This window comes from Pseudomonas sp. 01L34 (assembly GCF_056400265.1).
Genome location: NZ_JBFTSX010000005.1, coordinates 406,695 through 430,939, shown reverse-complemented (window position 1 = coordinate 430,939; position 24,245 = coordinate 406,695). Strand labels below are relative to the sequence as shown.

General features: G+C 59.1%; 24 protein-coding genes. 19 read left to right on the top strand and 5 right to left on the bottom strand.

Features of this window, described 5'->3' with window-relative positions:
* The first annotated feature begins 75 nt into the window (after positions 1 to 75).
* Complete coding sequence (locus AC1DQM_RS17590; protein ID WP_477746586.1) at positions 76 to 2,352, top strand: putative bifunctional diguanylate cyclase/phosphodiesterase; 2,277 nt, start codon at positions 76 to 78, stop codon at positions 2,350 to 2,352.
* Here the strand turns inward: AC1DQM_RS17590 and AC1DQM_RS17585 are convergent.
* Positions 2,243 to 3,139, bottom strand: a complete 897-nt coding sequence (locus AC1DQM_RS17585) for an NAD(P)-dependent oxidoreductase (protein WP_477746585.1) — start codon at positions 3,137 to 3,139, stop codon at positions 2,243 to 2,245. The genes AC1DQM_RS17590 and AC1DQM_RS17585 overlap by 110 nt on opposite strands.
* Before the next feature lie 197 nt (positions 3,140 to 3,336).
* On the opposite strand from AC1DQM_RS17585, the gene AC1DQM_RS17580 reads away from it, so the two are divergent.
* Positions 3,337 to 5,535 carry a hypothetical protein gene (locus tag AC1DQM_RS17580; protein WP_018926890.1) on the top strand — a complete coding sequence of 733 codons (2,199 nt, stop codon included), beginning with the start codon at positions 3,337 to 3,339 and terminating at the stop codon, positions 5,533 to 5,535.
* Positions 5,536 to 5,848: 313 nt separating this feature from the next.
* On the opposite strand, the gene AC1DQM_RS17575 is transcribed toward AC1DQM_RS17580, so the two are convergent.
* Positions 5,849 to 6,154, bottom strand: a complete 306-nt coding sequence (locus AC1DQM_RS17575) for a DUF2288 domain-containing protein (protein WP_026286481.1) — start codon at positions 6,152 to 6,154, stop codon at positions 5,849 to 5,851.
* Between the two features lie 350 nt (positions 6,155 to 6,504).
* Here AC1DQM_RS17575 and AC1DQM_RS17570 point away from each other — a divergent pair, with 350 nt between their 5' ends.
* The 11 genes from AC1DQM_RS17570 to AC1DQM_RS17520 all read left to right on the top strand — a co-directional run bounded on the left by AC1DQM_RS17570 (position 6,505) and on the right by AC1DQM_RS17520 (position 15,444).
* Positions 6,505 to 7,632: a branched-chain amino acid ABC transporter substrate-binding protein gene (locus tag AC1DQM_RS17570; RefSeq protein WP_019580926.1), complete on the top strand. Its 1,128-nt coding sequence runs from the start codon at positions 6,505 to 6,507 to the stop codon at positions 7,630 to 7,632.
* A 227-nt stretch (positions 7,633 to 7,859) separates the two neighbouring features.
* Complete coding sequence (gene livH, locus AC1DQM_RS17565; protein WP_018926893.1) at positions 7,860 to 8,783, top strand: high-affinity branched-chain amino acid ABC transporter permease LivH; 924 nt, start codon at positions 7,860 to 7,862, stop codon at positions 8,781 to 8,783.
* Complete coding sequence (locus AC1DQM_RS17560; RefSeq protein WP_019647894.1) at positions 8,780 to 10,036, top strand: high-affinity branched-chain amino acid ABC transporter permease LivM; 1,257 nt, start codon at positions 8,780 to 8,782, stop codon at positions 10,034 to 10,036. The genes livH and AC1DQM_RS17560 overlap by 4 nt, the downstream gene beginning before the upstream one ends.
* Positions 10,033 to 10,800: a high-affinity branched-chain amino acid ABC transporter ATP-binding protein LivG gene (gene livG, locus AC1DQM_RS17555; RefSeq protein WP_018926895.1), complete on the top strand. Its 768-nt coding sequence runs from the start codon at positions 10,033 to 10,035 to the stop codon at positions 10,798 to 10,800. The genes AC1DQM_RS17560 and livG overlap by 4 nt, the downstream gene beginning before the upstream one ends.
* Positions 10,801 to 11,502 (top strand): ABC transporter ATP-binding protein, encoded by a 702-nt coding sequence (locus AC1DQM_RS17550; RefSeq protein ID WP_018926896.1) that lies wholly within the window; start codon positions 10,801 to 10,803, stop codon positions 11,500 to 11,502. It abuts the gene before it with no gap.
* A 214-nt stretch (positions 11,503 to 11,716) separates the two neighbouring features.
* Positions 11,717 to 12,121 (top strand): antitoxin Xre-like helix-turn-helix domain-containing protein, encoded by a 405-nt coding sequence (locus AC1DQM_RS17545; RefSeq protein ID WP_018926897.1) that lies wholly within the window; start codon positions 11,717 to 11,719, stop codon positions 12,119 to 12,121.
* Positions 12,115 to 12,807, top strand: a complete 693-nt coding sequence (locus AC1DQM_RS17540) for an RES family NAD+ phosphorylase (RefSeq protein ID WP_026345678.1) — start codon at positions 12,115 to 12,117, stop codon at positions 12,805 to 12,807. The genes AC1DQM_RS17545 and AC1DQM_RS17540 overlap by 7 nt, the downstream gene beginning before the upstream one ends.
* A gap of 216 nt (positions 12,808 to 13,023) precedes the next feature.
* The gene (locus AC1DQM_RS17535) at positions 13,024 to 13,329 is read left to right on the top strand and encodes a BufA1 family periplasmic bufferin-type metallophore (RefSeq protein WP_018926899.1); all 306 of its coding nucleotides are present in this window, start codon (positions 13,024 to 13,026) and stop codon (positions 13,327 to 13,329) included.
* Positions 13,330 to 13,355: 26 nt separating this feature from the next.
* Positions 13,356 to 14,210 carry an MNIO family bufferin maturase gene (gene bufB, locus AC1DQM_RS17530; protein WP_258612610.1) on the top strand — a complete coding sequence of 285 codons (855 nt, stop codon included), beginning with the start codon at positions 13,356 to 13,358 and terminating at the stop codon, positions 14,208 to 14,210.
* On the top strand, positions 14,207 to 14,968 hold the full coding sequence (locus tag AC1DQM_RS17525) for an HvfC/BufC N-terminal domain-containing protein (protein WP_018926901.1): 762 nt from the start codon (positions 14,207 to 14,209) through the stop codon (positions 14,966 to 14,968). The genes bufB and AC1DQM_RS17525 overlap by 4 nt, the downstream gene beginning before the upstream one ends.
* Positions 14,965 to 15,444, top strand: a complete 480-nt coding sequence (locus AC1DQM_RS17520; protein ID WP_018926902.1) for a DoxX family protein — start codon at positions 14,965 to 14,967, stop codon at positions 15,442 to 15,444. The genes AC1DQM_RS17525 and AC1DQM_RS17520 overlap by 4 nt, the downstream gene beginning before the upstream one ends.
* Positions 15,445 to 15,485: 41 nt before the next feature.
* Here AC1DQM_RS17520 and AC1DQM_RS17515 read toward each other — a convergent pair whose 3' ends face one another.
* Positions 15,486 to 16,400, bottom strand: a complete 915-nt coding sequence (locus tag AC1DQM_RS17515; RefSeq protein ID WP_064619915.1) for a LysR family transcriptional regulator — start codon at positions 16,398 to 16,400, stop codon at positions 15,486 to 15,488.
* A 106-nt stretch (positions 16,401 to 16,506) separates the two neighbouring features.
* On the opposite strand from AC1DQM_RS17515, the gene AC1DQM_RS17510 reads away from it, so the two are divergent.
* The 3 genes from AC1DQM_RS17510 to AC1DQM_RS17500 all read left to right on the top strand — a co-directional run bounded on the left by AC1DQM_RS17510 (position 16,507) and on the right by AC1DQM_RS17500 (position 19,573).
* Positions 16,507 to 17,106 carry a short chain dehydrogenase gene (locus AC1DQM_RS17510; RefSeq protein WP_018926904.1) on the top strand — a complete coding sequence of 200 codons (600 nt, stop codon included), beginning with the start codon at positions 16,507 to 16,509 and terminating at the stop codon, positions 17,104 to 17,106.
* Between the two features lie 92 nt (positions 17,107 to 17,198).
* Positions 17,199 to 17,864, top strand: a complete 666-nt coding sequence (locus AC1DQM_RS17505) for a COG3650 family protein (protein ID WP_477746584.1) — start codon at positions 17,199 to 17,201, stop codon at positions 17,862 to 17,864.
* 95 nt (positions 17,865 to 17,959) lie between these two features.
* The gene (locus AC1DQM_RS17500) at positions 17,960 to 19,573 is read left to right on the top strand and encodes an NAD(P)/FAD-dependent oxidoreductase (protein WP_477746583.1); all 1,614 of its coding nucleotides are present in this window, start codon (positions 17,960 to 17,962) and stop codon (positions 19,571 to 19,573) included.
* Positions 19,574 to 19,618: 45 nt separating this feature from the next.
* On the opposite strand, the gene AC1DQM_RS17495 is transcribed toward AC1DQM_RS17500, so the two are convergent.
* Positions 19,619 to 20,716 carry a PLP-dependent cysteine synthase family protein gene (locus AC1DQM_RS17495; protein WP_173861174.1) on the bottom strand — a complete coding sequence of 366 codons (1,098 nt, stop codon included), beginning with the start codon at positions 20,714 to 20,716 and terminating at the stop codon, positions 19,619 to 19,621.
* A 247-nt stretch (positions 20,717 to 20,963) separates the two neighbouring features.
* Between AC1DQM_RS17495 and nhaA the strand changes: the two genes are divergently transcribed.
* The 3 genes from nhaA (at position 20,964) to AC1DQM_RS17480 (ending at position 23,686) form a co-directional block, all read left to right on the top strand.
* The gene (gene nhaA, locus AC1DQM_RS17490) at positions 20,964 to 22,151 is read left to right on the top strand and encodes a Na+/H+ antiporter NhaA (RefSeq protein WP_477746582.1); all 1,188 of its coding nucleotides are present in this window, start codon (positions 20,964 to 20,966) and stop codon (positions 22,149 to 22,151) included.
* Between the two features lie 120 nt (positions 22,152 to 22,271).
* Positions 22,272 to 23,453: an S-type pyocin domain-containing protein gene (locus tag AC1DQM_RS17485; RefSeq protein ID WP_477746581.1), complete on the top strand. Its 1,182-nt coding sequence runs from the start codon at positions 22,272 to 22,274 to the stop codon at positions 23,451 to 23,453.
* Positions 23,450 to 23,686 carry a DUF7683 domain-containing protein gene (locus tag AC1DQM_RS17480; protein WP_018926910.1) on the top strand — a complete coding sequence of 79 codons (237 nt, stop codon included), beginning with the start codon at positions 23,450 to 23,452 and terminating at the stop codon, positions 23,684 to 23,686. The genes AC1DQM_RS17485 and AC1DQM_RS17480 overlap by 4 nt, the downstream gene beginning before the upstream one ends.
* A gap of 83 nt (positions 23,687 to 23,769) precedes the next feature.
* On the opposite strand, the gene AC1DQM_RS17475 is transcribed toward AC1DQM_RS17480, so the two are convergent.
* Positions 23,770 to 24,234, bottom strand: a complete 465-nt coding sequence (locus AC1DQM_RS17475; RefSeq protein WP_018926911.1) for an outer membrane lipoprotein — start codon at positions 24,232 to 24,234, stop codon at positions 23,770 to 23,772.
* Between the last annotated feature and the right edge of the window lie 11 nt (positions 24,235 to 24,245).

Sequence of the window (24,245 nt, the reverse complement as noted above, 5' to 3'; positions counted from 1 at the left end):
TGTAAGCCCTCTATACTGCCAGCATTCGCCAGCGCGCATGACGCAGGCCAAGATGACTCACAGACGGGACATGCTATGGAGTGGCTTGGTTTGCATTTCATGAGCGGGCTGCCGGAAAGCGGGCAGGTCATACTCAATTGCACCCATAACCCGTTTCTGGTGTTGCTGGCCTATCTGGTCGCCTGCACGGCCGGTTTCGCCACGCTGGACATGACCGAGCGGGTGGGTCATGTGGAAAAGTCCGCCTCTCAACGACTCTGGCGCTGGGTCGGCGCCGGGTGTCTGGCGGGCGGTATCTGGTCCATGCACTTCATCAGCATGCTGGCGTTCCAGGTGCCGATCGAAATCCATTACCACCTGCCCACTACCCTGATCTCGCTGTTGTTCGCCCTGACCGCCTCGTGGCTGGCCATGTACACCCTGAGCCATCCCCAACTGAATTTCTGGCAATACCTGCGGGCAGCGGTGTGGATCGGCCTGGGCATCGCGACCATGCACTACGTGGGCATGGCCGCACTGCGATCGAATGCGCTGGTCTATTATCAACCCGCCCTGTTCGTGCTCTCCGTGGTGATCGCCATCGGTGCCAGCCTGGCTGCCCTGTTGATTTCCAGTCACTTGCGCGATGACACCGGTGCGTATCATCTACTGCTCAAATACACCGCCAGCCTGGTGCTCGGGGCCGGCATTGTCAGCATGCACTTCACCGGCATGGCATCGCTCAACCTGGTGCTGCCCGACGACAGCCTTCAACCGCTGCCCGGTGACAACAATCACCTGCAACTGGGGCTGACAGTGGCAGTGATGGCGCTGTTGATCATCGGCAGCAGCATCAGTGCCGCACTGGCGGACAAGAAGCTGCAACATAAGGAGTCCGACCTGCAGCGGGTCAACGCCCTGCTCGGTCAACTGGATCAGGCACGCATGTCGCTGCAACAGGTGGCGCATTACGACCCCTTGACCAACCTGCTCAACCGCCGGGGCTTCAACCAGCTCTTCGCCGAAAAACTCATCGAAAAAACCAACGAAGGCGGCATGCTCGCGGTGATATTCCTCGACATCGACCACTTCAAGCGAATCAACGACAGCCTTGGCCATGACGCTGGCGACGAACTGCTCAAAGTCCTCGCCAGCCACATCAAGGCCTCAGTGCGCAGCCACGAAGACGTGGTGGCGCGTTTCGGAGGCGACGAATTCTGCCTCCTCATCAACCTGTACGACCGTGAAGAAGCGCGGCATATGGCCCAGCGCATCATGCTGAAAATGAAGGACCCCATCGAGTTGTCCGGACGGCGCATGGTCATGACCACCAGCATCGGCATCAGCCTGTTTCCGGAAGACGGCAAGACCTGCGAAGAACTGCTGAAGAACGCCGACCTGGCGCTGTATCAGTCCAAGGGCAGCGGTCGTAACGGGTTGCACTTTTTCAGTTCCAACCTGAAAGCCCGCGCCACCCTGGAGTTGCAACTCGAAGAAGAACTGCGTCACGCCCTGCGCGAAGACTCCGGGTTGATGCTGCATTACCAGCCAATCTATGACCTGAGAATCGGCCGAGTCACCAAACTGGAAGCGCTGGTCCGCTGGCAACACCCGGTTCACGGATTGCTGACGCCGGACCGGTTCATCGCCATCGCCGAGGCCAACGGCCTGATCGCCGAACTGGACAACTGGGTATTGCGCAAGGCCTGCGCAGACCTGGGCGAACTGTCCCGCCACGATTGCGAAGACCTCAAGATCGCAGTGAATTGCTCGCCCCTGAACCTGGCGCGAGAAGAACTGGCCGATGAAATCGAACACGCCCTGCGCATCTACGGGGTGACGCCCCAGCGACTGGAGCTGGAGGTGACCGAGAATGCGCTGATGGGAAATATTTCCAACACCCTGGTGTTGCTGCGGCAGATTCGCGCCCTTGGCGTTTCGTTGTCGATCGACGACTTCGGCACCGGCTATTCATCCCTGGCCTACCTCAGGCGCCTGCCATTAAACACGCTGAAGATCGACCGCTCGTTCATTCAGGACATCCCCAAGGCCACCCAGGACATGGAAATCGTCCAGGCCATTATCGTCATGGCCCACACCCTGCATTTGCAGGTCGTCACCGAAGGCGTCGAGACCCTCGAGCAATACGACTTTCTCCAACGCCACGGCTGCGATTTCGTCCAGGGCTACCTGCTTAGCCATCCGGTGCCGCTGGCTGAGTTGCGGCCGGTACTGGCCGAAATCAACCAGCACACGCGTGCCGTCAATCCGTTGAGTCTGGCTCACGATACAACTGCACCAACGTCGAGGGATCCTTTTCCAGGAACCCCTGCCCCCCATGGAGGCGCATCAGTTGTGCGGCCAATCCGCTGATCGGCGTGGCCGAACCCTGTTCGCGGGAAAACTTCACGGCGGTGTCGAGATCCTTGAGCAGCGTGCGTACGTGCCATTTCACGGGCTCGAAACGGCTTTCGGCCATTTGCGGCGCGAGAATCTGCAACGGTTTTGAATCGGCGAAACCACCGGCCAGCGCCTCGGCAATCAGGCTGGCATCGACCCCGGAGCGCTCGGCCAGGGCCACCACTTCAGCAATGACCAAGGCATTGCAGGCGACGATCATCTGATTGCAGGCCTTGGTCACCTGCCCCGCGCCGACCGCGCCCATGTGGGTCACGCGCTGGCCAAGGGTCAGCAACACCGGCCGCACGCGCGCCAGGTCTGCCGCCTCGCCACCAACCATGATCGCCAGGCTGCCGGCCTCGGCGCCGACCACCCCGCCGGACACTGGCGCATCGAGCCAACCCATCCCGGTTTTATTGGCCAGTGCTGTGGCCATTTCCCGCGTTGCGGTGGGCTCCAGGCTGGAAAAATCCACCAGCAACTGGCCGCTTTTCGCCCCCTCGGCAACGCCAGCCGCGCCAAACACCACCTCACGAACCACCGCGGTATCGGCCAGGCACAACATCACCACGTCGGCGTGCTGACACAGCTCGGCCGGTGTCGCCACGTGCCGCGCACCAGCCTCGACCAGCGCTGCACACTTGGCCGGGTTGCGGTTCCACACCGTCAGCGGGTAACCGGCCGCCAACAGGCGTCGGCACATCGGCAAACCCATGAGGCCGATTCCGGCGAACCCCAGCGCAGGCAACGTTGCCATCATTTAGCCTCCCCTTGATTAAAGATCATCGAATATTGGCCGATTCATCATGGTTAAGGAAAGGATTCCCCCGAGCGATGTTCAGGCCAAGGCCCTGACGCTTGGGCCACATTCGCGCTAAAAAAAGACGCGAGATCCCATTCCGTGATGACTCGATGACACTTGTCGACGAGCCGACCAGTCCAGGTATATGGCGCACAATGACTTCTAAAAACAATCCGGCCACCGCGGTATCCGACCTGACCCTGAGCCCCGCGGCGAACAGCCCCTCATCGTCGAAGCCATTGCCCCCGTCGCGTCCGCTGTCGACTCAGCAATACCTGTACTTCACCGAAACCAATACCGACCGCATCCTCGACAACCTCGACGGCCTGCGCGACCTGGTGTTCCCGCGCCCGCCCCATCTGGAAGGCGACAACGAACAGCACAACGACCAGGAATTCCCCTCGGTGTGCCTGATCGGCCTGGGCCGCTGCGGTTCGAACATCGCGCTGGACGTGGCGGAGCTGGTGTACAACGCCCGCAAGTTCTACCTCAACGAATTCAACAACGAAGACCGTCCGTCGCCGGATAAACGCTACGCCGAAAAGGGCTACAGCCCGGCGCAGTGGATTCGCAACAACCTGCGCCTGGGGCCGAACAAGGCCACCAAACCGGTATTCCTGGTGGAACCGCTGGTGATGCTCGGCGACCTGGACAAGGACATCGCCGGTCGCATCCGTTTCTCGCGCAAGGGCGAAAAAAGCGGCTTTTTGCGCGACTACAGCAAAATGAAAATCATGGACTTGTCGGAAGTCCACGCCGGTGGCGCCGGTAACGCGCCGATCCTCGGCCAGTACCTGGCCAAGATCATCCTGAACAAGGACACCCAGCGCTTCTCCAGCCCCGACTGGAAGATGATTCACTCGTACCTGATCGACAGCTGCGGGATCAAGGCCAACCAGTCGCGCCTGTACTTCTCGATCTTCAGTGCCGGTGGCGGTACCGGTTCGGGCATGGCCTCGGAATTCGGCCTGGCCCAGCAGCACTCGTACATGAACAAGACGTTCGATACCAAGCCGATGGACGAACACGACGGCAAGAGCGGCCATTCCTTCGTCTTCGAGCCGATCTTCACCAGCGGCATCTGCGTACTGCCGAACATTTCCGATCACCGCAGTGAAATGTCCGAAGCGCTGCACATCAACGCCGGTCGCCTGCTGTGCAAATACCTGTCGGAAGAGTGGGACTTCTCCTACAACTTCGCCAACGAAGACAGCAGCGAAGCCAGCGTCATGGGCCGTATCCGTCCATGGAACGCGATGATGCTGATCTCCAACGACATCATGCGTTATGCCGAAGAAAGCGATGACGGCAACATCCAGAACATCGACGTCAACGCGATGGAAAAGCACGCCAACCAGTACATCTCACAGCAGATCTTCAACATTCTGACGGCGCAGGCGGTCACCACCGACTACGACCAGAACTATTTCCGTCGCGCAGGCATCGACATCGGCGAAACCATTCGCCTGGACGCCAACGATCTGTTCATGAGCCTGGCCGGCCCGGTGGCAATTGCCTACGCCGAGTCCGTGGTGCCGGAAACCCCGCCACCGAGCAGTGACAAATTCAAGGTGTTCGACAAAGAGCCGCAGCGCTTGAACATCGACGATCTGTTCTTCCGTTCCATCGACCTGCCGCACTTCAACAAAGTCACTCAGGCGATTGAAGGCATCAGCCTGTTGCCAATCGAGTCCAAGCGCTACCGCGCCTCGCTCGAGCAGTACAAGAATTCGGGCTATGACGCGGCCGCCTTGCACGACCTGCACTTCTTCAAGAACTGCTCGTCGGTGGTGTCGATCGTGTCCCTGCCTAAAGACTACAAACTGTCCTACATGGACCTGAACCGGTTGAAGACTCACCTCAACAGCCTGTTCCCCAACACCACGCTCAAGCGTTATGCACTGGTGATCGGCGCCTCGGCCAACCTGTCGCTGACCACCCTGATCGCCAAGAGCCCGTGCCTGTCGGACGACTTCCTGACGCTGATCGTGGCGTTCATCAAGCGTTGCTTCGCAAAAAATCCGTATCGCTTCGACGAAACGCTGGATAACTCGATCCTGGACTTCATCATCCATGAAGACTTCGACGAAGACCGGATCGACGACCTGCTCAACGAATTCGAAAACCCGGCGAAGATCCTCGACACCAACTGGTACGCGATCAAACCGATGTACGAGAAGAAGTACCGCGAGCTGATCAACGACAAGGACAAGTTCGTCTCGATCAATGACATTCGTTTGTCGCGCGATTGCGTGAAGAAGGCGATCAAGTACCTGCGCGAGATCTACCGTCACCGGATTGGCAAGACCAAGGTTATTTCGCTGAATAACCATACGGGCAAGACGGCTTATTGAGGTCGAGCCTTTAACGATCGCAGCCTTGTGATGATCGTTTCCACGCTCCGCGTGGGAACGCCTCAATGGACGCTCCGCGTCCGCTTTTGGACGCAGAGCGTCCCGGGCTGCATTCCCACGCAGAGCGTGGGAACGATCACAACACCCAGAAACAATTAAGCAGCCCATCGGCTGCTCAATAAACTGTTCCCGTTACGTTTACGTCACCGTTATACCGGCCTTTCTGTGGCCTTTCTCCACGGCAACGTGCCATCACGCTACTCGGCTACACACTTTTGCCCGACAAAACCAAGCACCAAATCGGTGCAAGCATTCAAGCCTTCGCCCTTTCCTGGATCATAATCCACGGCGAAACAACCACGGCCCACAGCTCCGGATCACGCTCGAAAAGATCCAGCGCCCGCGTTTCAGACAGCTTGGCAACCTTGTCGGCGGCCAGCCAGGCAGCGACTTTCTCGCCTTCATCGGTCGCCACCGCCTCCGCCGCAGCAATCAAATCCAGGCCTGGGTCGACCCACAATAGGGCACCCTTGGCGAAGAACGGCTCCAACTCTTTCCAGGTAATAGATGCGGTTTCACCAAGCAGCTTGGCATAGAGGGTGCTAGGTTCTTGAGTCATGGGTTCCTGTCCGCAAAAGAAATCGATGTGAATGATAACGTCGGTGTTGCGCCAGAAAAACCCGGATGCAATTGCGTTACCGATTGAAAAACCCGGGAAAGCCAGGGAATGCTGCTGCTTCAAGTATTAGCCAGCTAACATCCTGCCGCGATTCTGTCTTTTTCTTTCAACAAAGCGACACCCTCAGGTTTTGCCCCCTGGCGCCAGCTTCCCAGGCTAACAATCGGCGCTCTACACTGTACCGGTACAGTTGCCGGGGGCATTTTCCGGAGGATATCGACGATATCTGACCCGGTTCTGCTGCTACGGCGCCAGGACTATAAAAACTACAACAGTAAGAGTGGAGCACTATGACTAAGGCTACTAAGCAGATTTCAAAACTGTTTGCCGCTATGGTTCTGGCCGGGGTTGCCAGCCATTCGTTCGCCGCCGACACCATCAAGATCGGCATCGCCGGCCCTAAAACCGGCCCGGTCACTCAATACGGCGACATGCAGTTCATCGGCGCCAAGATGGCCATCGAGCAGATCAACGCGAAGGGCGGCGTCGACGGCAAGATGCTCGAAGCCAAGGAATACGACGACGCGTGCGACCCTAAACAAGCCGTGGCCGTCGCCAACAAAGTGGTCAACGATGGTGTGAAATTCGTGGTCGGCCACCTGTGCTCCAGCTCCACCCAGCCAGCTTCGGACATCTACGAAGACGAAGGCGTGATCATGATCACCCCGGCCGCCACCAACCCGGACATCACTACCCGTGGTTACAAGCTGGTGTTCCGCACCATCGGCCTGGACAGCGCCCAGGGCCCTGCCGCCGGTAACTACATTGCCGATCACGTAAAACCGAAAATCGTTGCCGTGCTGCACGACAAACAGCAATACGGTGAAGGCATCGCCACCGCCGTGAAACAGACCCTTGAGAAGAAAGGCGTCAAGGTTGCCGTGTTCGAAGGCCTCAACGCCGGTGACAAGGACTTCTCCTCGATCATCCAGAAGCTCAAGCAAGCCAACGTCGACTTCGTCTACTACGGCGGCTACCACCCGGAGCTGGGCCTGATCCTGCGTCAGTCCCAGGAAAAAGGCCTGAAAGCCAAGTTCATGGGGCCTGAAGGCGTCGGCAACGACTCCATCTCGCAAATTGCCCAGAATGCTTCCGAAGGCCTGTTGGTCACCCTGCCGAAATCCTTCGACCAGGACCCAGCTAACAAAGCCCTGGTACAAGCCTTTGCCGACAAGAAGCAGGACCCAAGCGGTCCGTTCGTGTTCCCGGCCTACTCGGCTGTCGAAGTGATTGCCGAAGGTATCAAGGCTGCCAAGAGCGAAGACACCGCCAAGGTGGCTGAAGCCATTCACAAAGGCACCTTCAAGACCCCGACCGGTGATCTGTCGTTCGACAGCAAGGGCGACCTGAAAGACTTCAAATTCGTGGTCTATGAGTGGCACTTCGGCAAACCAAAAACCGAAGTTTCCCCTCAGTAAGCTAGCGCCATGATTAATAAAGCCCACTGCGCAAGCAGTGGGCTTTGTTTTACGAGATTAATGAGTCAGAGTCCCGCGATCCGGGAGTTGGCTTACCTGAAAATCTTAAAACCGTCACCAGCGGTTCGCTGGCAAACGCTCGTGCGAAGGTGGCCACAGACCACACAGCCCGGGCCGGAACATGACTCCACCAGTGAAATGCGTATCAGGTTTTTAGGAGCGCTGTAATGCCTGAGATCTATCACTTCTTCCAACAGCTGGTTAATGGGATGACCATTGGCAGCACCTATGCCCTTATAGCCATTGGCTACACAATGGTTTACGGCATTATTGGAATGATTAACTTCGCCCATGGCGAGGTCTACATGATCGGTTCCTACGTGGCCTTCATCGTCCTTGCCGGACTGGCCATGCTGGGTATCCATTCTCTGCCGTTGTTGATGACCGCCGCTTTCCTGGCGACCATCGTAGTGACCAGTGCCTACGGCTACAGTATCGAACGGATCGCCTACCGCCCTCTGCGGGGCAGTAACCGTCTGATCCCGCTGATCTCCGCCATCGGCATGTCGATCTTCCTGCAGAACTCCGTACTGCTCTCGCAGGACTCCAAGGACAAATCGATCCCCAACCTGATTCCGGGCAGCTTCAGCTTCGGTCCAGGCGGCGCACAGGAAGTGCTGATCTCCTACATGCAGATCCTGGTGTTCGTGGTGACCCTGGTGGTGATGCTCTGTCTCACCCAGTTCATCTCGCGTTCACGTCTGGGACGCGCCTGTCGGGCCTGTGCCGAAGACATCAAGATGGCCAACCTGCTGGGCATCAACACCAACAACATCATCGCCCTGACCTTCGTCATCGGTGCCGCCCTGGCGGCCGTGGCGGCAGTACTGCTGAGCATGCAGTACGGCGTGATCAACCCTAACGCCGGATTCCTGGTAGGTCTCAAAGCCTTTACCGCGGCGGTGCTGGGTGGCATCGGCAGCATTCCGGGCGCCATGCTCGGTGGTCTGGTGCTGGGGGTAGCCGAAGCATTCGGCGCCGATATATTCGGTGACCAGTACAAGGACGTGGTGGCTTTCGGCCTTCTGGTCCTGGTGCTGTTATTCCGGCCAACCGGCCTGCTGGGTCGTCCGGAGGTTGAGAAAGTATGACTAGGAATCTTAAACAGGCGCTGTTCAGCGCCCTGCTGGTATGGGCCGTGGCCTATCCGGTACTCGGCCTGAAACTGTCCATCGCCGGGATCAACCTCGAAGTGGAAGGCGCCAGCACCTCCACGCTGATCATCATCGCCACCTGCTCGGTGCTGATGTTCCTGCGTGTGCTGTTCGACCGCGAATACTCGGCGGCCATGAGCTCCGTGCCCAAGGGCAAACTGATCCCGGCCAGCGCGAGCCACTTCCTGACCCTGCCGACCACCCAGCGCTGGATCATCATGGCGTTGATCGTCGCGGCACTGGTGTGGCCGTTCTTCGGTTCACGCGGTGCGGTGGACATCGCCACGCTGATCCTGATCTACGTGCTGCTCGGCCTGGGCCTGAACATCGTGGTCGGTCTGGCCGGCCTGCTCGACCTCGGTTACGTCGGCTTCTACGCCGTGGGCGCCTACAGCTATGCGCTGTTGTCGCACTACTACGGCCTGAGCTTCTGGATCTGCCTGCCGATTGCCGGGCTGATGGCGGCCACTTTCGGCTTCCTGCTCGGTTTCCCGGTGCTGCGCCTGCGCGGTGACTATCTGGCGATCGTGACCCTGGGCTTCGGTGAGATCATCCGTCTGTTCCTGCGTAACCTGACGGGCCTCACCGGCGGACCGAACGGCATCAGCAACATTCCCAAACCGTCGCTGTTCGGCCTGACCTTCGAAAGAACGGCCGCCGAAGGCATGCAGACCTTCCACGAGTTCTTCGGCCTGACGTACAACCCGGTCAGCAAGGTGGTTTTCCTCTACCTGGTGGCGCTGTTGCTGGCACTGTTCGCGCTGTTCGTGATCAACCGCCTGCTGCGCATGCCGATCGGCCGTGCCTGGGAAGCCTTGCGCGAAGACGAAATCGCCTGCCGTGCCCTGGGCCTGAACCCGACCGTGATCAAGCTGTCGGCCTTCACTCTGGGTGCCTGCTTCGCTGGTTTCGCCGGTAGCTTCTTCGCCGCGCGCCAAGGGCTGGTCACGCCGGAGTCGTTCACCTTCATCGAGTCGGCCACCATCCTCGCCATCGTGGTGTTGGGCGGCATGGGCTCGCAGTTGGGCGTGGTTCTCGCGGCTGTCGTGATGATCCTGTTGCCCGAACTGATGCGTGACTTCAGCGAATACCGCATGTTGATGTTCGGCGCCTTGATGGTGCTGATGATGATCTGGCGTCCTCAAGGTCTGCTGCCCATGCAACGTCCTCACATGGAGCTGCGTAAATGAGCAGAGAGATCCTGAAAGTAGATGGCCTGAGCATGCGCTTCGGCGGCCTGTTGGCGGTCAACGGCGTAGCCTTGAGCGTCAAAGAGAAACAAGTGGTCTCGATGATCGGCCCCAACGGCGCCGGCAAGACCACTGTATTCAACTGCCTGACCGGGTTCTACAAACCCACCGCCGGCACTATCCAGCTCAACGGTGAAGCGATCGAAGGCCTGCCCGGCCACAAGATCGCTGGCAAAGGCGTGGTGCGGACGTTCCAGAACGTGCGGCTGTTCAAGGACATGACCGCCGTGGAAAACCTGCTGATTGCTCAGCACCGGCACCTGAACACCAACTTCCTGGCAGGCCTGTTCAAGACCCCGGCGTTTCGCCGCAGCGAACGCGAGGCGATGGAATACGCCGAGTTCTGGCTGGAAAAGGTCAACCTCAAGGAGTTCGCCAACCGCCCGGCCGGCACCCTGGCTTATGGTCAGCAGCGCCGCCTGGAAATCGCCCGCTGCATGATGACCCGTCCAAGCATCCTCATGCTCGACGAACCGGCCGCCGGCCTCAACCCGCGGGAAACCGACGACCTCAAGGCGCTGATCGGCACCCTGCGTGAAGAGCATAATGTGACGGTGCTATTGATCGAACACGACATGAAACTGGTCATGAGCATTTCCGACCATATCTTCGTGATCAACCAGGGCACACCGTTGGCCAACGGCACGCCGGAGCAGATCCGCGACAATCCTGAAGTGATCAAAGCCTACCTGGGGGAAGCGTAAATGCTGCAGTTCGAAAACGTTTCCACCTTCTACGGCAAGATCCAGGCGCTGCACAGCGTCAACGTCGAAGTCCGCCAGGGCGAGATCGTGACCCTGATCGGCGCCAACGGTGCCGGCAAGTCGACCCTGCTGATGACCCTCTGCGGTTCGCCGCAAGCCCACAGCGGCAGCATCCGCTACATGGGCGAAGAGCTCGTCGGCCAGGACTCGTCGCAGATCATGCGTAAAAGCATCGCCGTGGTTCCGGAAGGCCGTCGGGTGTTTGCCCGCCTGACCGTGGAAGAAAACCTCGCCATGGGCGGGTTCTTCACCGACAAGGGCGATTATCAGGAACAGATGGACAAGGTTCTGGGACTTTTCCCACGCCTGAAAGAACGCTTTGCCCAACGCGGCGGCACCATGTCCGGCGGCGAACAGCAAATGCTCGCCATCGGCCGCGCGCTGATGAGCAAGCCCAAGCTGCTGCTGCTCGACGAGCCATCGCTGGGCCTGGCACCGATCATCATCCAGCAGATCTTCGACATCATCGAACAACTGCGTAAGGACGGTGTGACGGTGTTCCTGGTGGAGCAGAACGCCAACCAGGCCCTGAAAATCGCCGACCGTGCCTACGTGCTGGAAAACGGCCGGGTGGTGATGAGCGGGACCGGTGAAGCGCTGTTGACCGACCCGAAAGTACGCGAAGCGTACCTCGGCGGTTAAGCCTTTGCGGTAAACAAAAAACGGCCTTCGGGCCGTTTTTTTGTGCCTGGCACAAACCTCACCGAAGGCCGCTCCTATGGGGCTGTGTAGCTTTAGCACAACCTGAATGATAAAGAAGAAGCCCTGTCGGAGGAGCCCCGCCTCATAAACGTCATTGATCTATAGAGTCATCTTGCATATATTTGTATCTACAGACAAACAAGAAGTGATCAACATGACAGCAACCTCCCAGGCACAAGGATTCACCAAAGACCAGTGCGTGACTGGTTTGCGAGCAGCTGTAGGCATACTCGAAAAGTGGCAGGCATCGGGCGATCAGGCCTGTCGTATACTGCGCATTTCCCGCAGTACGTACTCACGGGCAAAGCAGCGCGATCCCGATTGGTCCGTAAACCTGGATTCAGACCAGATGCAGCGCATCAGTTTTATTCTCAACATCCATGCCGTTCTGCGTCTTGTCTTTGATAACCCTGAGAACGTCTATGGTTTTCCGACGATGGCGAACGAAAACGAGTTCTTCAACGGGCGTACCCCGCTCGAAATCATGTCCCAGGGGGATATGATTTCCTTGTACGAGACGTTTCGGCGGATCGACGTGCTGCGAGGCGCACAATGGTAATGGTGAGCCAGTTGCCAGTATTGGCCGGTGAGCAGTTGCAGGCCTACCGGTTGATCAATTCAAAGTTTCCGCCCATTGCGTTGTTTGACGACGTGGCGGACGCGAACGAATTTGATGTTCTGTATCAGATACAGGCCCTCACAAATCCGAGGCTGCAAAATGAGGTAGGTCGGCTTGAGCTGATACCGCGTGCGGAAATTCCCTTTGGCATCCCTGGATGCTCTTATGCGACAGCCCCTTTCACCCACGTCAACCCAACTGGCTCGCGTTTCAGCGATGGCAGTTTCGGCGTGTTGTACTTGGCTGCCTCGATGGAAACTGCTCTGGCTGAGGTACAGCATCACCAAAATCAGTATTGGTCGAATGTCCAGAGTCTCAATTACGAGAGGTTTGTTTTCCGGGGGTTATCCTGCACTTTCGTTGACGAAGCAATGAGGGATGCCGTATCCATTCCGATGCACGATCCTATCTACGATCCCGTCGACTACACGCACTCACATCGCTTGGGTAAGGCAGTCAAGGATGCAGGGGGCCTTGGCCTGCGATACAACTCCGTGCGTATGCATGGCAACTACTGCTGGGCGCTGATGACTCCCAGACCAGTCTCATCAGTCATTCAAACAGCCCACTACGAGATGATCTGGAACGGTCAGATCACTAGCGTTAATAAAATCAGCATTGCATGACTGTCTTATCGGCGCGATAGCACGAATCCGTTGTCAGTCAGCATCAATGCTAAATGTCATGACGCTATCGCGCGCCCTCCCACAGGGGATTGATGGTGTTTTGAGGATTTTTGAAAAAAATCTGCAGTCAGCTGTAACACCCCGCCCTGTCGTTTCTCTAGAGCGGTAAGCAAGCACAAACGCTTGCCATACCAAGCTCAATTTCGGAGAAACATCATGACTGCTACCACCCGCACCCTGTCCGCCACCGCCCTGGTTCTGGCACTTGGTTCTGCCCTGAGCATCGCCGCTGTCTCCACGGCCCATGCCGCTGACGCCAACATGGAAAAATGCTTCGGCGTGGCCATGAAAGGTCATAACGATTGCGCCGCTGGTGCTGGTACCACTTGCGCTGGCACCGCCAAAACCGACTACCAGGCCAACGCCTGGAAGCTCGTCCCCAAGGGCACCTGCGCCACCACAATGAGCAAGACCTCGCCAACCGGTTTCGGCCAGATGGAAGCCTACAAAGCCAAGTCGTAATCAGTCCCCCAGCCAGAGTGTCGACCATGAACCATTCATTCTCCGGGCTCCCGCCCCGCTCCGGGCTGGGGCTCAAGACCGAGCACTTTCGTGAAGTGCTCGGTGCACAACCGGACATCGGTTTCTTCGAAGTCCACGCCGAAAACTACATGGTGGCCGGCGGCCCGTTTCATCATTTTCTGGGATTGATCCGTGAGCAGTATCCGCTGTCGCTGCACGGTGTTGGCCTGTCCATCGGTGCCGAAGGTCCGCTGGATGGCCAGCACCTGCAAAGGCTGGCCGCGCTGATCGAGCGCTATCAACCCCACTCCTTTTCCGAACACCTGGCCTGGTCCAGCCATGGCCCGGTGTTTCTCAATGACCTGCTGCCCCTGGCCTACGATGCGCCGACGCTGAACCGTGTCTGCGAGCACATCGATCAGGTACAGAACACCCTCAAACGCCCGATGCTGCTGGAAAACCCGGCGACATACCTGGCGTTCCAGAACTCGACAATCGATGAAGCCGACTTCATCGGTGAAGTCATTCACCGCACCGGCTGCGGCCTGCTGCTGGACGTCAACAACGTTTACGTTTCCTGCACCAATCACCAAAAAGATCCGCTGGCCTACATCGACGCCCTGCCGCTGCACGCGGTGGGAGAGATTCATCTGGCGGGGTTTGCCGAAGACACCGACAGCCTTGGTGACCGACTACTGATCGACGATCACGGTGCGCCCGTCGATAACGCGGTGTGGGCGCTGTACTCGCAGGTGCTGGAGCGGGTCGGCCCGATCGCCACGTTGATCGAACGCGACAACCGGTTACCGGCCTTCAGTGTGTTGCACGCCGAAGCCCGTCATGCCGATGAGTTGCTGCACCGCGCAGGGAGCCGGCCATGAGCACTCAAGCCGCTTTTTCCGCCGCCCTGCTCGATCCGCAACGGCCCTGCCCCGAGGGCGTGTTCAGTGCCAACGGTGCCGATCCGGCCAGCCGTTTCGCGGTGTATCGCAACAATGTGCAGAGCTCGCTGATCAACGCCTTGGCCGACAGCTATCCGGTGGTTATGCAGTTGGTCGGTGATGAATTTTTCCGGGCGATGGCAGGGTTGTATGTGCAAAGTTGCCCACCGCAAAGCCCGCTCATCAACGACTACGGCAAGGACTTCGCCGAGTTCATCGACAATTTTGAACCGGCAGCCAGCGTGCCTTATCTGGCCGATGTGGCGCGGCTGGAGCGCTTGCGCGTTCAGGCCTATCACGCCGCTGATGCGCAGCCTTTGGGCCATGAGCAAATCGCCGCCGTGCTGTCGGACCCACAGGCATTGAGCGAGCTGACGCTTGGGCTTCATCCCTCCCTCAATCTGCTGACTTCAGCCTTCGCCGTGGTCGCAATCTGGGCGGCGCATCAACAGGACGCGACGCTGGCCGGGATCGACCTCGGCCACGGGCAAAACGCGCTGGTGCTGCGTAACGAACTGGAGGTTGAGGTCTTCGCCATCGACCACGGCGCCAGAATCTTCATTCAGAGCCTGCGACTCGGCCAGCCCCTGAGCCAAGCGCTGGAAAACGCGCCGGCCTTCGATCTCAGCCAAACCCTGGCGCTGCTGATCAGCCACAACGCCATCACTCATTTACACCACAACCAGGTATCGCCATGAACACAAACCCCATTACCCGCGCCATCACGCTGCTGGAAAAAATCCCCCACAGCCTGATCGCCTTTATCGCGCGTTTTTCCATTGCCGCGGTGTTCTGGAAGTCCGGGCAAACCAAGGTGGAAGGCTTGGCCATCGACTTGATCGACGGCACCTTTGAACTCGGTGTGCCAAGGCTGGCGGACTCGACCATTCCGTTATTCCAGAGCGAATATCACCTGCCGTTGCTCTCCCCGGAACTGGCGGCGCACCTGGCGGCCTTCGCCGAGCATTTCTTTCCGATACTGATCCTGATCGGCTTCGCCACGCGCTTTTCGGCCCTGGCGCTGCTGGGCATGACCCTGACCATTCAACTGTTCGTGTACCCCGATGCGTATCCGACCCACGGCACCTGGGCGGCGGTGTTGCTGTACTTGATGGCGACTGGACCTGGCAAGTTGTCGATCGATCACCTGCTTGCCCGGCGTTACGCCCGCTGATACCAACCTCAGAACTCCCATAAAGGTTGTGTGGTGAGACGTTATCGTTGAAGCCGATCCAACGCCTCACCACTGCGCTTGAACCAACCGATCAAATAGTCCGCCAGCACTTGGGTACGCTTCGGCAACCCGCCCTGATACGGATGCACCAGATACATCGGCATGCTGCGGGTTTGATAATCACGCAGGAGCCAGCGTAAACGTCCATCAGCCAATTCCTCTTGCAACAGATACGACGGCAAACGCGCAATGCCCGCACCGGTCAGTGCAGCTTTCTTCAAGAGGTTGTAATGGTTGCTGGCGAACGGACCCGACACACGCACCCGCGTTAATTCGTGCTGTTGGTGATAGAGCCATTCTTCGCGACCGCTGTAATGGCTGTTGAGCAGGCAGCGGTGTTCGGCCAGTGCCTGAGGCGTCAGCGGCTCACCGAATCGCTCAAGATATGCGGGGCTGGCACAGGTCATTTCGTGCCAGGCCAGCAGCGGTCGGGCGACCAGGCGTTCGTCGTTGGCCACTTCCGAGCGGATCGCCAAGTCAAACCCGTCCCGGGACAAGTCGCGGTAGTTGTTGTTGAGCTCCAGCTCGATCTGCACCTCGGGGTACTGCCGGGAAAATTCCAGCAGTGCGCCATCAAAGAACGTTTCCCCCAGTGAAACCGGCACCGTCATCCGCACCGGGCCGGCCATGTCGTCTTTCAGCCGCGCCAACGCCTGACGCGCACGCTCCACTTGCACCACCAGCGCCTGGGCTTGCGGCAACAACGCCGCACCCGCCGCCGTCAGGCTCAAGCGACGTGTGGTGCGTTGCAGCAACACCACGCCAAAGCGCGTTTCCAGCAGGCTGATGCGCTTGGAGAGTTGCCCCTTGCTGCAACCCAGTTGTTGGGCGGCCAGGGTGAAACTGCCCGCCTCGATCAATACCGCGAACGCCGCCAGATCGTCCATTTCACTCATGGATTGTTTCCATTTGAAAACCAAAGGTTGCCCATTAGCACGCTTATTTATAAAAAAAACCACACTAGACTTAACTTTAAATCCAACCCACTTGAGGAACTGCACGATGAAAATTCTGTTGATTGGCGCCTCCGGCACCGTCGGTTCGGCCATTGACCATGAACTGTCCCAGCGCCACAAAATCGTCCGTATCGGCCGTAAAAGCGGTGATTTCCAGGTCGACATCAGTGACAGCGCCTCGATCCGCAAACTGTTCGAACAGACCGGCAACTTCGATGCACTGATCTGCGCCGCCGGCAGTGTCAACTTCGTGCCGCTGGCCACCATGACCGCACAAGACTTCGAACTCGGCTTGCGGGACAAGCTGATGGGCCAGGTCAATCTGCTGCTGATCGGCCGGGAATTCGCCAATGACGGTGCGTCTTTCACCTTTACCACCGGCATCCTCAGCCACGATCCGATTCGTACCGGCAGCTCCGCGTCCCTGGTCAACGGCGCCCTTGACGCCTTCGTCCGAGCGGCAGCGATCGAACTGCCACGCGGTCTGCGCATCAACTCGGTCAGCCCGAACGTGCTGGTCGAAGCCATGGGCAGCTATGCGCCGTACTTCCGTGGTTTCAAACCGGTTCCCGCCGCCGAGGTGGCGCTGGCCTACGCCAAAAGCGTGGAAGGCCTGCAGACCGGCCAGACCTATCGCGTCGGCTAAACCACCCCCCGTAGAGGCAATCGAGAACATCGCAGGGTTGTGATGAACGGTCAGGCTGAGTAACGTGGCGACACTTGTCTGGAGACTCAAAGATGCGTGTTGCCCGTTCCCTGGTACTTGTTGCCCTGCTTCCGTTGTTCGCCGCTTGCCAACTGCTCGATGGCCCACGGCAAAGTGCTTCCCATGTGGGCCAGACCCGCATGCAGGGCCAATTGACGGCGGCCGACGGCAAGCTGCTGTTCCAGCCATGTAATGAGCAGCGCAGTTTCGTAGTCAATGACATCGGTGGCACCAGCATCCTGCAAGAGGCCGCGACCCTGGCCGATGATCAGGGCAAGCTGTTCGCCGATGTGCGCGGCCGGATCGTTGCCAGTGGTGCTGACAGCCAACTCGACCTTACGCAGCTGTACCGCGTCGAGCGTTCGGGCACGGCGTGCGACGATCCCAATTTCAAGCAGCTGATCCTGCGCGCCGCCGGCCATGGCCCGGAGTGGAACGTCAAGGTCAGTGGCAAGGGCATGATCGTCGACCGCGCTGGTCAGCCGCCCCTGGCCCTGCCGTACGTTGAAGAACAACTGGGCGATGGCCGCTTCAACCTCAGTACCGAAGCCAATAATCAGCGCATCGAGCTCTGGGTCGCGCCGCAACGTTGCGTCGACAGCAGCACCGGCAGCGTGCAGCACATGAGCGCCGAGTTGCGTATCGACGGCCAGGTGCAACGCGGCTGCGGGTATTTTGGCGGATCGCGTAACGACTGATCGTTTTAGCCTCACGGGAATCATCCTTTGAGGCTTATAATCGCGGGCTTCAAACGCCTTGGCGCAGTTGTGCGCCCCGCGAACCGGATCCCGCCATGTTACGAATCACCGAACTCAAGTTGCCGATCGACCATCCCGAAGAAGACCTGCGCCCTGCCATCGTGCAGCGCCTGGGCATCGCCAGTGATGACCTGCTCGACTTCACCTTGTTCAAGCGCAGCTACGATGCGCGCAAAAAGTCCTCCGAACTGTGTTTCATCTACACCATCGACCTCAACGTTCGCGATGAGGCGGCGGTGCTGCGCACGTTCGCCGATGACCGTAACGTCAACGTGGCGCCGGATGTCAGCTACAAAGTGATCGGCCAGGCGCCGGCCGACCTGAGCCAGCGTCCGATCGTGGTCGGCTTCGGCCCGTGCGGGATCTTCGCCGGCCTGGTGCTGGCGCAGATGGGCTTCAAGCCGATCATCCTCGAACGCGGTACCGAAGTGCGCCAGCGCACCAAAGACACCTGGGGCCTGTGGCGTAAAAGTGTGCTCAACCCCGAATCCAACGTGCAATTCGGTGAAGGCGGCGCGGGAACGTTCTCCGACGGCAAGCTCTACAGCCAGATCAAAGACCCGAAATTCCTCGGTCGCAAGGTTCTGCATGAGTTCGTCAAGGCCGGTGCGCCGGAAGAAATCCTCTACGTCAGCAAGCCGCACATCGGGACGTTCCGTCTGACCGGTGTGGTGGAAAACATGCGTGAGCAGATTCGCGCCCTGGGCGGCGAAGTGCGCTTCCAGCAGCGGGTTACCGATGTGCTGATCGACGACGGCCAACTGGTGGGCGTCGAACTCCATGGCGGCGAACAGATCCATTCGAAGCACGTGATTCTGGCCCTCGGCCACAGCGCCCGGGACACCTTCCGCATGCTGCACGGCCGTGGCGTGTACATGGAAGCCAAGCCGTTCTCGGTGGGTTTCCGCATCGAACACCCGCAGTCGCTGATCGACCGCGCGCGCCTTGGCAAATACGCCGGCCACCCGAAACTCGGCGCTGCCGACTACAAACTGGTGCACCACGCCAAGAACGGTCGATCGGTCTACAGCTTCTGCATGTGCCCGGGCGGCACCGTAGTGGCGGCGACCTCCGAGCCGAACCGCGTGGTCACCAACGGCATGAGCCAATACTCGCGTAACGAGCGCAACGCCAACTCCGGGATCGTCGTCGGCATCACCCCGGAAGTCGATTATCCGGGCGGCCCGCTGGCCGGCATCGAGTTGCAGGAACGCCTGGAATCCCACGCCTTTGTGCTGGGCGGCAGCAACTACGAAGCACCGGCGCAACTGGTCGGCGACTTCATTGCCGGCAAGCCGTCCACCGAATTGGGCAGCGTCGAGCCGTCCTACAAACCGGGCGTTGCCTTGGGTGATTTGGCCCTGGCCCTGCCGGCGTTCGCCATCGAAGCGATTCGCGAAGCCTTGCCGGCATTCGAGAAGCAGATTCGTGGTTACTCGCTGCACGACGCGGTGTTGACCGGGATCGAGACGCGCACCTCTTCGCCGCTGCGCATTACCCGTAACGAGTCGATGCAGAGCCTGAACGTGAAGGGTTTGTTCCCGGCGGGTGAAGGCGCGGGTTATGCGGGCGGGATTCTGTCGGCGGGTGTCGACGGGATTCGGATTGCTGAAGCGGTTGCCCGGGATATCCTTGGCCTAGAAGCCTGACCCAGATGATCGTTCCCACGCAGAGCGTGGGAACGATCAAATATCTCAGATATTGGCGCGCAACACGCTGGCCGGCAGCGGCTCTCCGCGCTCAACGCTGGCCGCCACGGCATCCATCAGACCACTCAACTCATACCCCTGGGCCTTGAGCCAGGCCTGATCGTAATAGGTGTCGGCATAGCGCTCGCCGCCATCGCACAGAATCGCCACGATCGACCCCGACTCCCCCGCCGTCGCCATCTGCTGGGCCGCCATCAAGGCGCCGATCAGGTTGGTCCCGCTCGAACCACCCACCCGTCGCCCCAAACGTTGTGCCAGGTAATGCATGGCTGCCAGTGACAAGGCGTCCGGCACCTTGACCATCGCGTCGATGACTTTGGGCAGGAACGACGCCTCGACACGCGGCCGGCCAATACCTTCAATCCGTGACCCGTGATCGAGGCGCAGGCTGGCGTCGCCGGTCTTGTAGTAATCGAAAAACACCGAACGCTCGGCATCGGCGCACAGCACACGGGTGCAATGCTGGCGATAGCGCACGTAACGGCCCAGCGTCGCGGTGGTGCCGCCGGTGCCAGGGCTGGAAATCAGCCAGCTCGGTTCCGGGTGCTGCTCGAAGCGCATCTGATGGAAGATCGATTCGGCAATGTTGTTGTTCGCTCGCCAGTCGGTGGCGCGTTCGGCGTAGGTGAACTGGTCGATGAAATGCCCGTCGTGTTCGTGAGCCAGGCGTTCGGACTCAGCGTAAATCTGCGTCGGATCGTCCACCAGATGGCTCTTGCCACCGTAGAACGCGATTTGCGCGATCTTTTCCTTGGACGTGCTCGCGGGCATCACCGCAATGAACGGCAAACCCAGCAGCCGGGCGAAGTACGCCTCGGAAATCGCCGTCGAACCGCTGGACGCTTCAATCACCGGCGCACCGGGTTTGAGCCAGCCGTTACACAGCGCATAGAGGAACAACGAGCGCGCCAACCGATGTTTCAGGCTGCCGGTGGGATGGCTCGACTCATCCTTGAAGTACAACTCGATGCCCGGCAACCCCGGCAGCGGCAAGGGGATCAGGTGGGTGTCGGCGCTGCGCTGGAAATCGGCTTCGATGATCCGGATGGCTTCGCGGGCCCACTGTCGGTTGTCGCTCATGATGGTTTTCTCGTTGAATCAGGCAAGAGTCGGCCTTGTCGCAAGGCTCAGTCCACAAGCTTAGGAAAAAACCTACATCACGCACAGATACAGCTGGGGTTCAATACGTCCGGCAACTGCTAGGCTCAGGCCTTTGCTGACCGGACACGTTGTAACGGTATATAACAAAAAAGAATATAACTTTTGTTTTAACAACCAACGGTACGGGTTAGGGTGTGCCACCTTTTGAATTCATCGATGGAGAGCGACCTTGCCTCTGCGTAGCACGTTCACGCGTTTCTTTCAGTTGGAAGCTGCCAGCGGTCTGCTATTGATCGCCGCAGCTGTCCTGGCCCTGATCATCAACAATTCATCGCTGTCGTGGCTCTATAACGGCCTGCTGGACACCCCCGTGGTGGCTCAGATCGGCGCGCTGAAAATCGCCAAGCCATTGCTGCTGTGGATCAACGACGGCCTGATGGCCCTGTTCTTTCTGTTGATCGGCCTGGAAGTGAAGCGCGAAGTCCTCGACGGCCAACTGTCGAAACCGTCGCAGATCGTCCTGCCCGGCGCGGCCGCAATTGGCGGCATGGTGGTGCCGGCGCTGATCTACTGGTTCCTCAACCGCGATAACCCGTCCGCCCTGAGCGGCTGGGCCATCCCGACGGCTACCGACATTGCCTTCGCCCTTGGCGTGCTGGCCCTGCTGGGTAAACGCGTGCCAGTGTCGCTGAAACTGTTCCTGATGACCCTGGCGATCATCGATGACCTTGGCGCAATCATCATCATTGCGATCTTCTACTCCGGCGCATTGTCGACCCTGTCCCTGGCGCTGGCCGCAGCCTGCATCGCGGCCTTGATCGGAATGAACCGACTTGGTGTGGTGAAACTCGGGCCGTACATGATCATCGGGCTGATCCTTTGGGTCTGCGTACTCAAGAGCGGCGTGCATGCGACGCTGGCGGGTGTGACCCTGGCCTTCTGCATTCCACTGCGCACGAAAAACGCCGAGCCTTCGCCGCTGCTGACCCTGGAGCATGCCCTGCACCCGTGGGTGGCCTACGGTATCCTGCCGCTGTTTGCCTTCGCCAACGCTGGCTTGTCCCTGAGCGGTGTGACCGTCGAAAGCTTCACCCATCATGTACCGATGGGCATCGCCGTCGGCCTGCTGTTGGGCAAGACCGTCGGTGTCTTCGGCCTGACCTGGCTGGCGGTAAAAATCGGCATCGCCGCCCTGCCCCAAGGCGCCAACTGGGGCCAGATTTTGGGGGTGGCGATCCTTTGCGGCATCGGCTTCACCATGAGCCTGTTCGTCGGTTCCCTGGCCTTCGTGCCCGGCGCCAGTGAATTCGCCGGGATGGATCGGATGGGGATTTTGACCGGCTCGATCCTGGCGGCATTGATCGGTTATGCGGTGACGGCGGCGGCGAGCCGCAAGAGTGCTGCGCTGCCTTCCTGAACGATAGAGAACACTCTTAGCAGCATTGAGGATTCGTCCTACAGTCACGATTAGCCACGTTCGTTAACGTCGTGCAGCCCCTCTTTGGGGGTTGCCGATGGACGAGCGAAAGGACAATCAGTGGCTGGCCACAAGGACATCCCCCGGGTACAAAACCCACCGTCAGGTGACGGGCATCACGTCACTCACCGATTCATGACGGCCACCGAATTGGCCGAGCGTGATGCCAGACAAAACGCCTACGACGCCATGCTCGCAAGGCAGCAGGCCTTCGAAGACAGCGTTCTGGTCCCGACGAAAAAAGACGACGTTGTCCGCGCGGGATGCGTGTTCGCCAAGTCCTGCAAACTGCCCGATGCAATCATCGACTACACGAATCCCTCCGGCGTTGTTCCGACCGACAGCCTGAAAGACTACGGCGAACTGGTTCTGCTCGGCGCTCGCGAGGCCGATGAAAGCGGTGTCGTGCCGCTGAAGAAAATCAGTGGTACGGCCATTCCGGTGGGTTTCGGCAGCTTCGCCCTGAGTGGCCCAGCGTTCGCCGCATTACCCGGCGTCGCCGCCAGCACCGCTGCGGCCACCCTGGCAGGTCTGGTGGCCCTGGTCATGCCGTCGAGCCTTGGCGACAGCTCGCTCTACACCGAAGACCAACTGCGATCCCTCAAACAGGCGCGCACTCGCGTGCGTCTGCGGGTAGAGCAACAGGCTGATGGCCGTCTCAAGGGATACGGTTTTTACACTGGCAAAAACCGCGATTGGGAAATGGTCGATGTCGTGCAGTTCACCTTGCGCGGCAGTCAGCAGGTGGCTGATCTCGGGGACGGCATTGAGCTGATCTGGATGCCGGCCGAGAACGGTTCAAGCACCCTCGGCATCCCCGCTTTGGAAGCTGCGCCACAAGCGCCGCACATCTGGGTTTACCCGCCGACGAAGGCGGCTGACAGCATCATCGTGAATCCGGTTTATCCGCCGGAGTACAAGGATTTCATTCTTGTGTTTCCGGCGGATTCGGGGGTGTTGCCGGTTTATATTGTGGGGAGTGTTGCGGACCACAAATATCATCCGGCGCCAAACGGGCTTACCGCTTTTCCTGATGCCACACCGGCAAAACAGAAGACTCGGGTCAAAGGTAGAGGCACCCGAATGCGCTGGAGAACGGCTGAAGGGCGAATTCTAGAATGGGATTATCAGCATGGAGCAGTAGAATTGTATGACAAACGAGGTCGCCATCTGGGTGAGTTTGACGCTGAAACAGGTAATCAAAACAAGCCGGCGGATCCGAAAAGAAGGATAGAACCGTGAACCACGTAATTTATGCTTTTGATAAAGAAACAGAAGCGCTGGTATTCGAAGTGCCTGTCCCGGCAGACGGCATTGCACAGCTGAGGGCGATAATGAGTTGGACTGAGGCTGAAGAAGAAATCTATGGCTATGACCTTGATTCCCAGCAGATAACAAAACTGGAAACATTAGTCGGTCGATCATTTTACGATCCACAATACGATTTTCAGCTCGGTTGTTATGCAAGCAAGTAAATGCTCTGGTTCAACTCCACAGCCCAAAAGAAAACCCCGACCAGCTCACCTGATCGGGGTTTTCTTTTACCCTACATTCCCGCTTAGTGCGAAACGCGGCTGGTCCCACCCACAGTGGAGATCCGCACACGCTCACCCACACGGAACACTTCGTTTGGCTGAACTTCCTGCACGTAGGCGCGCATGCTGCCATCGTCTTCGCGTACGGTGATTTCAACGCCTTGAGTGCGGGTCAGGCCTTCTTCGGCAGCCGACCCCACCAGGCCACCCGCTACAGCGCCGATGACCGCTGCAACGATGCTGCCGCGACCGCCGCCGACGGCGCTACCGCCGACGCCACCCACGACTGCGCCCGCAGCGCTGCCGATCGGGGTCTTGGTGCCTTCGATTTTCACCGGACGCAGGGATTCGATGGTGCCCATGCGAATCGTCTGCACGCGACGCGCTTCGTCACGGGAGTAGGAGTCACCGGTCAGGCTCGATTGGCAACCGGAGAGCAACATCGCCATCGTGGAAAAGGAAGCAACCAGCAAAACAGACTTACGCATAGCATCAAACT

What these genes read in the sequence shown, in the direction of transcription:
- AC1DQM_RS17545 (WP_018926897.1), top strand. Translation starts at nt 11,717, where the DNA reads ATGACAGCAACCTCCCAGGCACAAGGATTCACCAAAGACCAGTGCGTG.
- AC1DQM_RS17475 (WP_018926911.1), bottom strand. Translation starts at nt 24,234, where the DNA reads ATGCGTAAGTCTGTTTTGCTGGTTGCTTCCTTTTCCACGATGGCGATG.
- AC1DQM_RS17575 (WP_026286481.1), bottom strand. Translation starts at nt 6,154, where the DNA reads ATGACTCAAGAACCTAGCACCCTCTATGCCAAGCTGCTTGGTGAAACC.
- AC1DQM_RS17580 (WP_018926890.1), top strand. Translation starts at nt 3,337, where the DNA reads ATGACTTCTAAAAACAATCCGGCCACCGCGGTATCCGACCTGACCCTG.
- AC1DQM_RS17550 (WP_018926896.1), top strand. Translation starts at nt 10,801, where the DNA reads ATGCTGCAGTTCGAAAACGTTTCCACCTTCTACGGCAAGATCCAGGCG.
- AC1DQM_RS17515 (WP_064619915.1), bottom strand. Translation starts at nt 16,400, where the DNA reads ATGAGTGAAATGGACGATCTGGCGGCGTTCGCGGTATTGATCGAGGCG.
- bufB (WP_258612610.1), top strand. Translation starts at nt 13,356, where the DNA reads ATGAACCATTCATTCTCCGGGCTCCCGCCCCGCTCCGGGCTGGGGCTC.
- livH (WP_018926893.1), top strand. Translation starts at nt 7,860, where the DNA reads ATGCCTGAGATCTATCACTTCTTCCAACAGCTGGTTAATGGGATGACC.
- AC1DQM_RS17590 (WP_477746586.1), top strand. Translation starts at nt 76, where the DNA reads ATGGAGTGGCTTGGTTTGCATTTCATGAGCGGGCTGCCGGAAAGCGGG.
- AC1DQM_RS17540 (WP_026345678.1), top strand. Translation starts at nt 12,115, where the DNA reads ATGGTAATGGTGAGCCAGTTGCCAGTATTGGCCGGTGAGCAGTTGCAG.
- livG (WP_018926895.1), top strand. Translation starts at nt 10,033, where the DNA reads ATGAGCAGAGAGATCCTGAAAGTAGATGGCCTGAGCATGCGCTTCGGC.
- AC1DQM_RS17560 (WP_019647894.1), top strand. Translation starts at nt 8,780, where the DNA reads ATGACTAGGAATCTTAAACAGGCGCTGTTCAGCGCCCTGCTGGTATGG.
- AC1DQM_RS17585 (WP_477746585.1), bottom strand. Translation starts at nt 3,139, where the DNA reads ATGATGGCAACGTTGCCTGCGCTGGGGTTCGCCGGAATCGGCCTCATG.
- AC1DQM_RS17500 (WP_477746583.1), top strand. Translation starts at nt 17,960, where the DNA reads ATGTTACGAATCACCGAACTCAAGTTGCCGATCGACCATCCCGAAGAA.
- AC1DQM_RS17505 (WP_477746584.1), top strand. Translation starts at nt 17,199, where the DNA reads ATGCGTGTTGCCCGTTCCCTGGTACTTGTTGCCCTGCTTCCGTTGTTC.
- AC1DQM_RS17535 (WP_018926899.1), top strand. Translation starts at nt 13,024, where the DNA reads ATGACTGCTACCACCCGCACCCTGTCCGCCACCGCCCTGGTTCTGGCA.
- AC1DQM_RS17520 (WP_018926902.1), top strand. Translation starts at nt 14,965, where the DNA reads ATGAACACAAACCCCATTACCCGCGCCATCACGCTGCTGGAAAAAATC.
- AC1DQM_RS17510 (WP_018926904.1), top strand. Translation starts at nt 16,507, where the DNA reads ATGAAAATTCTGTTGATTGGCGCCTCCGGCACCGTCGGTTCGGCCATT.
- AC1DQM_RS17525 (WP_018926901.1), top strand. Translation starts at nt 14,207, where the DNA reads ATGAGCACTCAAGCCGCTTTTTCCGCCGCCCTGCTCGATCCGCAACGG.
- AC1DQM_RS17570 (WP_019580926.1), top strand. Translation starts at nt 6,505, where the DNA reads ATGACTAAGGCTACTAAGCAGATTTCAAAACTGTTTGCCGCTATGGTT.